The sequence below is a fragment of the Sphingopyxis sp. BE235 genome (genome assembly GCF_031457175.1).
Taxonomy (GTDB): domain Bacteria; phylum Pseudomonadota; class Alphaproteobacteria; order Sphingomonadales; family Sphingomonadaceae; genus Sphingopyxis.
On record NZ_JAVDWC010000001.1, the window covers coordinates 1 to 11,650 of the forward strand.

The window sequence follows — 11,650 nt, forward strand, 5'->3', positions numbered from 1 at the left end:
CGCAAGGCCATCTTCAACAAACCAGCATCATATTATCCGAAAAGGGGGTCCCTCTTCGACGCCGATCGGGGGTCCCTTTTGAACGCCGTTTGACATCCGCAAGCTGGCGAAGAACGGGGTGAAGCTCGTCTCGATCACGCAAGACTTGGGCGACGATCCGATGAGCGTGATGATGCGCCAGATCATGACGCTGTTCGACGAGTATCAGTCGAAAGAGAACGGCAAGCACACGCTTCGCGCGATGAAGGAGAATGCGCGGCAAGGCTTCTGGAACGGCGCTCGTGCGCCGATCGGCTATCGCGTGGTCGCGGCGGGCGAGCGCGGCGCAAAGATCAAGAAGAAGCTGGAGATCGACCCGAACCAGGCGGAGACGGTGCGGCGCATCTACCGCATGGCGCTGAATGGCGTCGATAACAGAGGACCGATGGGCCTCAAGTCGATCGCCACTTGGCTGAACGAGAACAACATCCGCACCCGCGACGGCGGGCGCTGGGGCTTGGGCGCGGTGCATCAGGTGTTGACCCGCACGACCTATATCGGCCAGCACCGTTTCAACACGCGCGATCACAAGACCAGGACGCCGAAGCCGGAGAGCGAGCACGCCATCATGGAAGTGCCCGCCATCGTCTCGGAAACGGAGTTCGAGGCGGTCCAGCGGTCGCTCAAGGCGCGGAGTCCGAAGATGATGCCGCCAATGGCGGTGGGCGGCCCGACGCTGCTCACCGGCATCTGCTTTTGCGCCTGCTGCGGCGGCGCGATGACGCTGCGCACGGGCACCAGCAGCGTCGGGCGGGAATATCGCTATTACACTTGCTCGACGAAGGCGCGACAGGGCGCGACCGGCTGTCCCGGCATCACCGTGCGGATGGATCGGCTTAATGAGGCCGTGGTCGATCATCTCGAAGCGCGGCTACTCGACCCGGCGCGGCTCGAAGCTCTGATGAATCAGATCCTCGAACGCCGCGACGAGTGGGTGAATCAGCGCCGCGAGCATGTCGCCGATCTTGAGCGACGCGCGACCGAGGCGGAAGCCAAGCTCAAGCGGCTTTACGACGCGATCGAGAATGGCGTCATCGACGTAAGCGATCCGTCGCTCAAGGATCGCATCGCCGAGCTGACCGCGACGCGCGACCAGGCCAAGGGAGATTCTGAGCGCGCACTTGCCCATATCGTGAAGATCGGCCCGGCGATCACGCCGGAGAGCCTGCGCGCCTTTGCAGCCGCCCTGAAAAAGAAGCTGCGGAACGGCGACGGCACTTTCGCCCGCGATCAGGTGCGGGCGGTCGCCCAGCGGGTCGAGGTGGTCAGCCGGAAAGAGGTCCGTATTCGCGGCCTGCGCAGCGAGCTGCTCCGAACGCTAACCGCCGCCTCTGGCGTAGAGGCGGCGGTGCTAGGCGTTCGTGCCTTTGAACCGAAATGGCGCACCCGACAGGATTCGAACCTGTGACCTTCGCCTTCGGAGCTAGAACCACAACGCTACGACAGGCTTACCAATCCAACGCTAGAGTACGATAACACGCTGTTTATACAGCATTTTATTGATCGTAAGGGTTCTCTGTGCTACGCCAACGACACCCACAGTTTTCGATACGGTGGTGAGATTTTGGTGAGTTTTTGAGCCCGCACTAGCGAGGTACTTATGTCGAAACTTACGAAAACCGTCGTGGACAAGTCCGAACCACGCGACCGTCAATACACCGTTTGGTGCGGCGAGCTGAAGGGCTTTGGCGTCTTCGTCCTGCCCTCCGGCACCCGGACCTACTTCGTCGATTATCGAAACGCCAACAATGTGCGGCGGCGGATGAAGCTGGGCCGGCACGGACAGATCACCGCCGAGCAAGCGCGCACGCTGGCCATTCAAGCCCTGGCCGAAGTCTCCAAGGGGAACGATCCCCTCGAAAACCGGAACAGCGCGCGCAAGGCGATCTCGGTAAAGGAGCTTTGCGAGCTGTATATCGCGGAACTCGAAGCCGGCCGCATCCTCGGCAAGGGCGGGCGGCCGAAGAAGGCCAGCACCAAGATCACCGACCTCGGCCGGATCAACCGCCACATCATCCCACTCCTGGGCAAGAAGCGCGTCACCCACGTCACCAAGGCCGACGTGACGACCATGATGAAGGACATCATGGCGGGCAAGACGCGCGGGATCGAGAAGACGGAGAAACTGCGCGGTAAGTCGATCGTACGGGGCGGCATCGGCGTCGCTAGCCGCACCGTCGGTCTCCTGGGTGGCATCTTCACCTATGCACGGGATGACCTGGGCATCATCGAGGTCAATCCGGCGCATGGCATCCGCAAGCCCAAGGACGCCGTGCGCCAGCGCCGTCTGAACGAGGACGAGTATCGCGCCCTCGGGCGCATCCTTGCCAATGCCGCCGAGGATGAACGCTACACGCGCACCGTGGAGATGATCCGTCAGATCGCCATGTCGGGTTGCCGGCGCAGTGAGGTCATCAAGCTGCGCAAAACGGAACTCGACACCGTGGGGAGTTGCTTCCGGTTCGAGGATACGAAGGAAGGTCAGTCCGTGCGGCCGATGGGCTTGCCGGTGCTGGAGTATTTCGACGAGCGGGACATGAGCGGCGACAGCCCCTATGTGTTTCCCGGCGAGCGGAACCTGGCCAAGCCGTTCGGCAGCTTCCCTCGGCATTGGGAAAAGATCTTCGCCGGGACGGAGCTGGCGGACATCACCGCTCATGTACTGCGCCACAGCTTCGCCAGCCTGGCGAACGACCTTGGTTTCACCGAGATCACCATCGCGGCGCTTCTCGGCCATGCCACCGGCTCTATCACCAGCCGTTATGTGCATACGCTCGATGCAGCCCTCGTCATGGCGGCCGATACGGTGTCCGGCTACATCCATGCGCTGCTCAATGGTGCTGAGCTGACACATACACATTATGCGCTTGATCGGGGCTCGCGTAAGGCTGCGTTGGTTCGGTTTCTGACGCCCCATCAAGACTCAACAGCACAAGCTGAAACGTCACAACGGCTGGCCGCCTGACAATTGCACACGATGGTATGGGATGCAGGCCGCTCCTAGACCGATGCGGCTTTCATCCCCAAAACTGTCTAAAGAACAAGAGGTCGGCCGGGTCATTATCCATCGGCACATAGGCATATTGACATACATTATATGAACACATATTGATGTGTTTAATGTATATGTCATGAAAGCTCGATAATGGCCCACTCGCACGCCGACCATGGTCATGGCCACGATCACGACCACGATCATTCGCACACGCCGACCATCACCAGCGACAATGAGCGCAAGGTGCTGCTGTCGTTCGGCCTGATCTTCACCTTCATGGCGGTCGAGGTCGTGGGCGGTCTGCTTTCAGGGTCGCTGGCGCTGCTGGCGGACGCCGGCCATATGATGACCGACGCGGCGGCGCTGGCGCTCGCCTATGCCGCCTTCCGTTTCGGCCAGCGCGCGGCTGATTCCAAACGCACCTTCGGCTATCTGCGTTTCGAGGTGATCGCCGGCTTCGTCAACGCCGTCACCCTGTTCGCGATCGTCGGCTGGATCGTCTATGAAGCCTGGCAGCGCTTTCAGGAGCCGCAGCCGATCCTTGCCGGCCCGATGTTCGGGGTCGCGATCGCGGGGCTGCTGGTCAATATCCTCGTCTTCTGGATTCTGACGCGCGGCGACAGCGAGCATGTCAACATCAAGGGCGCGGCGCTCCACGTCATGGGCGACCTGCTCGGCTCGGTCGGCGCCGTGGGCGCGGCGATCGTGATCTACCTGACGGGCTGGACGCCGATCGACCCCATCCTGTCGGTGGTCGTCTCCCTGCTGGTACTGCGTAGCGCATGGAAACTGGCGGGCAAGTCGCTGCACATCCTGCTCGAAGGCGCGCCCGACGGCGCGGCGCCGGAGAAGATCGAGCGCCATATTCTGGAGCATGTGCCGGGCGTGGCTGCGGTCGGCCATATCCATGTCTGGTCGATCACGTCGGGCCGCACGCTGGCGACGATGCACGTCCGACCGGCGAACGACACCGAGGCCCGCGTAGTGGTGCGTGCAGTGGAACGCGAGTTGGAGAGCCATTTCGAGATCGAGCACGCCACTGTAGCGGTGGATTGGAACGAGGAAGGCGAGACGTGCAGCCTCGCTCCCGGCAGCAAGCGGGATGAGGGACGCGGACCTGGGCACGACCATCCCAGCCACAGCCACGGCGGCGTGAAACACGCTTGCTCCCACTGATAGGCGGACGTTGGTGCAGCCTATCTGAAATGCTCTGTCAGACTGCCTCCCGGTGCCTGAAGGTGGCTCTTGGCAATGAACGGGAACCAAACGCCCGCAGGAACATCGCTGTTCTCACTGCCGCGCAAGCCTTGGGCGGCGCCAGCCCGCCGATCGTGATGTCGCTCGGCGGGCTGGTCGGTCAGCAACTCTCGCCCGATCCCGCCTGGGTTACCTTCCCCGTCAGCCTGTTCGGACTCGGCCTTCGCGACCACAGCGGCTGTTTCCTTTCTTGCCGGCACGATCTTGCACAGCTCGGGTTGGATGGCGATCAATTGGCTGATTTTCCCGGTAATCGCGACGAGCCTCATTCCGCTGCTGCTCCGGCAAGCCGGTTCCACAAGTGCAAGGGGATGATCGAGGAAAACCGGCAATTGGTTGGCTAGCGGGTGGTCAAGGCTGGCCCTAGAAGGATCATAAATCTACACATCGTCATATATTCACGTATAAGAGGCTCCTGATGTCCGACACCACCAACTCTGACGATCATGGCAATCCTAAGCATTCTCAGGGACTGTCGAGCCACGACGTAACGATCCTGGCCGAAACTTTCCGCTTGCTGGGCGATCCCTCCCGCCTGCGTATTCTGCTCTATTGCCTGCAAACGCCGCGATCGGTGGGCGACATCGCCGAAAGCCTCGATCTGTCGCAAACGCTGGTCAGCCACCATCTGCGCCTCCTGCGCGGCGCGCGCCTCGTCCGTAGCGAGCGACACGGCAAGCAGATATTCTATGAAGTGGCGGATGCCCATGTGAGCACCATGCTCATCGACATGGCCAGCCATATGGATGAGGATCACGACGACGAATGATCGCGCCCAGTAATATTTGTTCACAGAAAGACAGGAGGACCGGCGCACCTCGATCAGGCCCGCCGGTCCGATAACCATATCCCTCAGAACCAGGACCGGATTCCGATCAGGAAATTCCACCCACCTCTGCTTTCAGCGCGGGCGCGGCGAAAATCCGCCGTGTCGCCAAAGGCGCGTTCATATTTCACGCCGATATAGGGCGCGAACTCCGGCACGAACTGGTAGCGCAGACGCAACCCCAACTCGGCGGTGGACAGCCCGGAACCGATGCCCAGCTCGGGAACGTCCTGCGCGGAGAAGTTCAGTTCGGCGGTTGGCTGGAGGATCAGCTTCTGGGTCAGGCGCTGGTCATATTCCGCTTCGATTCGCGCGGTGACGTCACCCTTGTCGGACAGGAACAGCGCACTGTCGATCTCGAACCAGTAAGGGGCAAGGCCCTGAACGCCGATGACAGCGTAGGTGCGGTCCGGTCCGGACCGAAAATCGTGGCGTATGCCGGCCTGGAGGTTCCACCACGGATCGAGCGCGTGGCTCCAGAGCGCCTGCGCCTCGACACTTTCCGGGCTGTCGTCGAAGTGGCTTTCGCCTTCGGTCTTGAGCCAGAGCTTGTCGATATCGCCGCCATACCAGCCCTGCACGTCCCAGGCATAGCCGTCCTTGCCCTTGCCGATCACGGCTTCGAGCTGATCGATCAGGATATTGTGGCTTTTGATATCGCCATGTTCGCGGCGCACGATTTCGCGCGCCGGAGCCATGGCCGCCGCGCCGAATATGGCATCGGCGGCGTGATCGGGGCCGCCCATGGCCGCCGCCGATGGCCCGCGCACCGGCGGGTCGGGAATGCCCGGTTCATGGCCTGCATGGGCCTGGTGCGCTTCCATCGGCGCGGCTGAAGGCATGGCGTGGCCGGCATGAGGATCGGGCGCTGCGGAGGGTTCCGGCGGCATGTCGTGCCCCGCATGGGGATTGCCTTCGGCACCGTCCATACGATGCCCCGCATGGGAATCGGCCGGGTCCTGCTGTGAGGCGCCAGCATGACTCCGGTGATCGTGTTGCGCTCAAGCGGGAGTCGCGACGGCGAGGAGAGCGATGCCCACGAGCCGCATCATGCCGCGTCTCCGTCGAGCGGACGGACGGTGACGACGCGAAACATCCCGGCGTGCATGTGGAGCAGCAGATGGCAGTGAAACGCCCAGTCGCCGGGCGCATCGGCGGTCAGGTCGAAGCTGACCTTGCCGCCCGGCAGCACATTGACGGTGTGCTTGCGCGGATAGCTGCCGGTATGACCGTTCACCAGTTCGAAGAAATGGCCGTGCAGGTGGATGGGATGGGTCATCATCGTGTCGTTGATGAGGGTAACGCGGGCGCGTTCATTGCGCTCGAAGCGGATCGGTTCCACGCCCTCGCTGAACTTCTCGCCATCGAACGACCACATGAACCGTTCCATGTTGCCGGTGAGGTGGACCTCGACCGTGCGCTGCGGCGGGCGCGTGTCGGGATTGGGCGTCAAGGACATCAGATCGCGATAGGTCAGCACCTTATGGCCGACATCTTCGAGGCCCAGCCCCGGATCGCCGGTGCGATCGACCGGCGCCATGGCGATGGCGTCCACGCCCACACCGACCTTGACGCTGTCGGGAACCAAAGACTTGTCACGCATGTTCATGCCGCCCATCGAATGGGAACCGCCATGATCCATGCCGCTGTGATCCATCCCGCCATGGTCTGCTGTCACCGCGTCTGCCCCGGCCGCCATCGCGCCATGGCCCATGGCACTATGGTCCATTCCCGCCATTGATCCGTGGTCCATGCCGCCCATGCCCATGTCCTTCATGGTGAGCGTGGGACGCGGGCGCAGCGGCGGAATCGGCGCCGTCATCCCCATACGGGATGCGAGCGTGGCGCTCGCCATGCCGGAACGATCGATCGATTCCGCCACCAGCGTGAACGCCTTGTCCTCGGCGGGTTCGATGATGGCGTCATAAGTTTCGGCATTGCCGATCTGGAACTCGTCGACCGTTACGGGTCGGACATTCTGGCCATCGGCGCTGACCACCGTCATCGGCAGGCCGGGGATACGGATATTGAAGATCGTCATGGTGGCGGCATTGATGAAGCGCAGCCGCACCCGCTCGCCGGGACGGAACAGGCCGGTCCAGTTCTCCTGCGGGCCATGACCGTTGATGAGATAGGTGTAGGTGACGGCCGTCACGTCGGAAATGTCGGTGGGGTCCATCCGCATCTGCGCCCACATGGCGCGGTCCGATGCCGACATTTCCTCCTCGGGGCCGCCCTTCATCATGCCGAACAATGTCTGTTTCTGGCGATTGAAGTAGCCGCCTTCCGCCTTGAGCTTGGTGATGAGAGCGTGCGGATGCAGGAACGTCCAGTCGCTCAGCACGATCACATGCTCGCGATCATAAGCGATCGGATCGGGCTCGGCGGGATCGATCACGATCGGACCATAATGGCCCTGTTGTTCCTGAAGGCCGCTATGGCTGTGATACCAATAGGTGCCGCTTTGCAGCAACGGAAAGTCATAGACGAAGGTCGAACGCGGCTTGATCCCCGGAAAGCTGAGGCCGGGCACGCCGTCCATCTGGAATGGCACGAGCAGCCCGTGCCAGTGGATCGAGCTGTCCTCGTCGAGCGTGTTCTCGACGTGCAACCGCACATTCTGCCCCTCGCGCAGCCGGATCAGCGGCGCGGGCAATACACCATTCATAGTCACGGCGTGACCGGTCCGCCCGCCTACGGTGAAAGGCGTATTGGCAATCCTGAGGTGAATATCCTCGCCCGAGAGTGTGGGCAGGGTCGGTACAAGCCCGGTCGAGCCGGTTCTGGCCCAGGCGGGAACAAGCCCCGTGATGCCGAGTCCGGCTATGCCGATGGCTCCCGCTCGTAAAAACGACCTGCGCTCAATGAATGGTGTCATGTCTCTATGTCCTGCAGGTGCCCGATTTTCGGAAACGGGAACAAGGGCCGGAAATGCCGGACGGACGACAGCCGTCATCCGCCCGGTCGGACCTGGTGGTATGGCTACGCCTCCCTATGCCACTTCAATAGCGCGCGCGGGATAGCCGTCCTCGGCGAGCGCGACTTCGATAGCTTGCGCGCTAGCCACGGTATCGACCGTGACCTTCTTGTCCGCGATACTCACCTCGACCTTCGCATTGGCGTCGATCGCGGTGATCGCTTGCGCGATGTGCTTGATGCATGAACCGCAGCTCATGTTTTCGACGTGGAATTGCATGGGAAATCTCCATTGTTCCTGACAACGGATCACAAGCTAATCTTTCCCATCGTTGGAGGGTCAAGGCCGTTTTTCGCGGTCGCTATCGGAAAGGAGATCACGGCCCTACCGTTGAGCCATGTGCTTGCGAGGGCGGCTTGCTCTCATCAGGTCAGGATATATTTTGCCCTTGACCTTCCCATCATTGGAACCTGCATCTTGCGACAAATTCCAATCGTGAAGTGTGGAGTATCGAGCCATGATAGCCGCAGAAACCCTGAGAGATTCGGACGAATCCATCGATTCGGCGATCAGCTTGCCGATTGAGGGCATGACCTGCGCGTCCTGTGTGGCCCGCATCGAACGGTCGCTGAGCAAGGTCGAGGGCGTACAGTCCGTCAGCGTCAATCTGGCGACCGAACGCGCCGACATTCGAGCAAACGCCGACATTCGAGCAAACGCCGCCGTCGACCGAAAGGCGCTGGTGCGGGCCGTCGAGGCCGCCGGCTACAGCGTGCCATCTGTCGCCGGCATCGAACTGGCGGTGGAGGGAATGACCTGCGCATCCTGCGTCGGTCGCGTGGAGCGGGCGCTCAAAGCTGTCCCCGGCGTCACCGAGGCGATAGTCAACCTAGCGACCGAACGCGCGAGCGTGCGCGGCGCGGCCGATGTTGAGGCGCTCATCGCAGCGATCGCGGGCGCGGGCTATACAGCGCGCCCAATTGAGGCCAGCGTTTCTGGCGACGAGGAAGCGGCCGAGCGGAAGGACGCCGAGCGCCGGGCGCTGAAGCGCGATCTCACCCTTGCGACCGTACTGGCGCTGCCGGTGTTCCTGCTCGAAATGGGCAGCCACGTCATTCCCGGCGTCCATGGCTTGATCGACCGCACGATCGGCATGCAGGCAAGCTGGTATCTCCAGTTCGTCCTGACGACGCTGGTGCTCGCCTTCCCCGGCATCCGTTTCTACAAGGCGGGCCTGCCCGCGCTGGCGCGGCTGGCGCCGGACATGAACTCGCTGGTTGCCGTCGGCACGCTGGCCGCCTACGGCTATTCGCTGGTCGCGACTTTCGCGCCCGGTCTGCTGCCCGCCGGGACGGTCAACGTCTATTATGAAGCGGCGGCGGTCATCGTTGCGCTGATCCTGTTGGGCCGTTACCTCGAAGCCCGTGCAAAGGGCCGCACCTCCGAAGCGATCAAGCGGCTGGTGGGATTGCAGGCCAAGACCGCCCGCGTGCGCCGCGACAGCGCGGTGTTCGAGGTTTCCATTAGCGAGGTCATCACCGGCGACATTATCGAAGTGCGTCCCGGCGAGCGCATCCCCGTCGATGGCGAAGTGACCGAGGGCGAGAGCTATGTCGACGAGTCGATGATCACCGGCGAACCCATCCCGGTCGCCAAGGCTGAGGGCGCCACGCTGGTCGGCGGCACCGTCAATCAGCAGGGCGCGCTGGCGTTCCGCGCCACCGCCGTTGGCGGCGCGACGATGCTGGCGCAGATCATCCGCATGGTCGAGCAGGCGCAGGGATCGAAGCTGCCGATTCAGGCGCTGGTCGACAAGGTGACGATGTGGTTCGTCCCCGCCGTGTTCGGTGTGGCGGCGCTGACTTTCGCAGCCTGGCTGTGGTTCGGCCCGTCGCCCGCACTGACCTTTGCACTGGTGAATGCGGTCGCCGTGCTCATCATCGCCTGCCCCTGCGCTATGGGGCTGGCGACGCCGACCGCCATCATGGTCGGCACCGGGCGCGGAGCGGAACTGGGTATCTTGTTCCGCAAGGGCGAGGCGCTGCAACTGCTGAAGGACGCCAGGGTTGTCGCGGTCGACAAGACCGGCACGCTGACCGAAGGTCGTCCCGCGCTCACCGACCTGCAAGTGACGGACGGCTTCGACCGGGCGGCGGTGCTGGGTCTGGTCGCCGCTGTCGAGGACAAGTCGGAGCATCCGATCGCCCGCGCAATCGTCGACGCGGCCAAGGCGGAAGGTATTGCGCTGCCCGCGATTACCGACTTCGACTCTATCACCGGCTTCGGTGTCAAGGCGGTGGCGGGTGGCGAGCTGGTCCAGATCGGTGCCGATCGCTACATGCGCGAGCTTGGGCTGGACGTGGCCGCCTTTGCGGAGACAGCACAGCGGTTGGGGCAGGAAGGCAAGTCGCCGCTCTATGCCGCCATTGGCGGGCGGCTTGCCGCGATCATCGCGGTGGCCGATCCGATCAAGGCGACCACGCCGGCAGCCATCGCGGCGCTGCACGCGCTCGGCCTCAAGGTTGCGATGCTGACCGGCGACAACCGCATGACGGCCGAGGCTATCGCCCGCCAGCTCGGTATCGACGAAGTGGTCGCCGAAGTCCTGCCCGAAGGGAAGGTGGAGGCGATAGCCCGGCTCAAGGCCGAGCATGGCCGCGTCGCCTTCGTCGGGGATGGCATCAACGATGCGCCCGCGCTGGCGGCTGCCGATATCGGCCTAGCGGTCGGCACCGGCACGGATATCGCGATCGAGGCGGCCGATGTCGTGCTGATGTCGGGCCATCTGAACGGTGTGGCGACGGCCATCGCCCTGTCGCGCGCGACGATTGGCAATATCCGCCAGAACCTGTTCTGGGCGTTCGCCTACAACACGGCGCTGATCCCGGTCGCGGCAGGCGTGCTCTATCCGAGCCTGGGCATCCTGTTCTCGCCGGTGTTCGCGGCGGGTGCTATGGCGATGTCGAGCATCTTCGTCTTGGGTAATTCGTTGCGCCTGCGCGGTTTTCAGCCACGCGAGACAGGAGGAACGGCATGAACATCGGACAAGCCTCCAAGGCGTCGGGCGTCTCCGCCAAGATGATCCGCTATTACGAGCAGACCGGCCTCATTCCGAAAGCCGATCGCAAGGACTCCGGCTATCGCGATTACTCGCCATCGGATGTTCATATGCTGCGGTTCATCCGGCGGGCGCGTGATCTCGGTTTCTCGGTCGCGGAGATCAACGATCTTCTGAGCCTCTGGCGGGACAAGGCCCGCCAGAGCGCCGATGTGAAGCGGATCGCGCAGGCCCATATCGCCCAGCTTCAGGAGCGGATCGAAAATCTGAACCAGATGGCCGCGACGCTCGGAACGCTGGTGGATTGCTGCGCGGGCGATGATCGGCCTGACTGCCCGATCCTTGCCGATCTGGAGGAACCCGGCGCCGCGCCAGCATCCGTGCCGGCGGCAACGGGCCGCCTTCGGCACCGACCGTAAACGAATCAGATATTCGACACCGCTCCACGATGCGGCGCCGCTCCCGCTAAGCCGTGGTCAACAAGTCCGACAACAAGCGGACGCGTTGATCCCGAGTGGTGCGGTCGCCTTCAGAAAAACGCTGACGCCATAACCTATG

At 63.0% G+C, this 11,650-nt stretch carries 10 protein-coding genes; 7 read left to right on the plus strand and 3 right to left on the minus strand.

Annotation, left to right across the window (positions count from 1 at the left end):
* Nucleotides 1–118 precede the first annotated feature (118 nt).
* The 5 genes from J2X38_RS00005 (at nt 119) to J2X38_RS00025 (ending at nt 5,060) form a co-directional block, all read left to right on the plus strand.
* Entirely contained in the window at nt 119–1,447 is a 1,329-nt protein-coding gene (locus J2X38_RS00005; RefSeq protein WP_310249786.1) for a recombinase family protein, read from the plus strand.
* Nucleotides 1,448–1,639: 192 nt separating this feature from the next.
* Nucleotides 1,640–3,004, plus strand: a complete 1,365-nt coding sequence (locus J2X38_RS00010) for a site-specific integrase (RefSeq protein WP_017502059.1) — start codon at nt 1,640–1,642, stop codon at nt 3,002–3,004.
* A gap of 180 nt (nt 3,005–3,184) precedes the next feature.
* Nucleotides 3,185–4,210 (plus strand): cation diffusion facilitator family transporter, encoded by a 1,026-nt coding sequence (locus tag J2X38_RS00015; protein WP_017502060.1) that lies wholly within the window; start codon nt 3,185–3,187, stop codon nt 4,208–4,210.
* A gap of 62 nt (nt 4,211–4,272) precedes the next feature.
* Nucleotides 4,273–4,635 (plus strand): hypothetical protein, encoded by a 363-nt coding sequence (locus J2X38_RS00020; RefSeq protein WP_228220262.1) that lies wholly within the window; start codon nt 4,273–4,275, stop codon nt 4,633–4,635.
* A gap of 74 nt (nt 4,636–4,709) precedes the next feature.
* Nucleotides 4,710–5,060 carry a metalloregulator ArsR/SmtB family transcription factor gene (locus tag J2X38_RS00025; protein ID WP_017502062.1) on the plus strand — a complete coding sequence of 117 codons (351 nt, stop codon included), beginning with the start codon at nt 4,710–4,712 and terminating at the stop codon, nt 5,058–5,060.
* An 83-nt stretch (nt 5,061–5,143) separates the two neighbouring features.
* Here J2X38_RS00025 and J2X38_RS00030 read toward each other — a convergent pair whose 3' ends face one another.
* The 3 genes from J2X38_RS00030 to J2X38_RS00040 form a co-directional block, all read right to left on the minus strand.
* Nucleotides 5,144–6,046 (minus strand): copper resistance protein B, encoded by a 903-nt coding sequence (locus tag J2X38_RS00030; protein ID WP_017502063.1) that lies wholly within the window; start codon nt 6,044–6,046, stop codon nt 5,144–5,146.
* A gap of 119 nt (nt 6,047–6,165) precedes the next feature.
* The gene (locus J2X38_RS00035; RefSeq protein WP_026109362.1) at nt 6,166–7,995 is read right to left on the minus strand and encodes a copper resistance system multicopper oxidase; all 1,830 of its coding nucleotides are present in this window, start codon (nt 7,993–7,995) and stop codon (nt 6,166–6,168) included.
* A 114-nt stretch (nt 7,996–8,109) separates the two neighbouring features.
* Entirely contained in the window at nt 8,110–8,313 is a 204-nt protein-coding gene (locus tag J2X38_RS00040) for a heavy-metal-associated domain-containing protein (protein ID WP_017502065.1), read from the minus strand.
* Between the two features lie 238 nt (nt 8,314–8,551).
* On the opposite strand from J2X38_RS00040, the gene J2X38_RS00045 reads away from it, so the two are divergent.
* Together J2X38_RS00045 and cueR are read left to right on the plus strand one after the other, a co-directional pair.
* Entirely contained in the window at nt 8,552–11,071 is a 2,520-nt protein-coding gene (locus J2X38_RS00045; RefSeq protein WP_017502066.1) for a heavy metal translocating P-type ATPase, read from the plus strand.
* Entirely contained in the window at nt 11,068–11,511 is a 444-nt protein-coding gene (gene cueR, locus J2X38_RS00050; protein ID WP_017502067.1) for a Cu(I)-responsive transcriptional regulator, read from the plus strand. The genes J2X38_RS00045 and cueR overlap by 4 nt, the downstream gene beginning before the upstream one ends.
* The last annotated feature ends 139 nt before the right edge of the window (nt 11,512–11,650 follow it).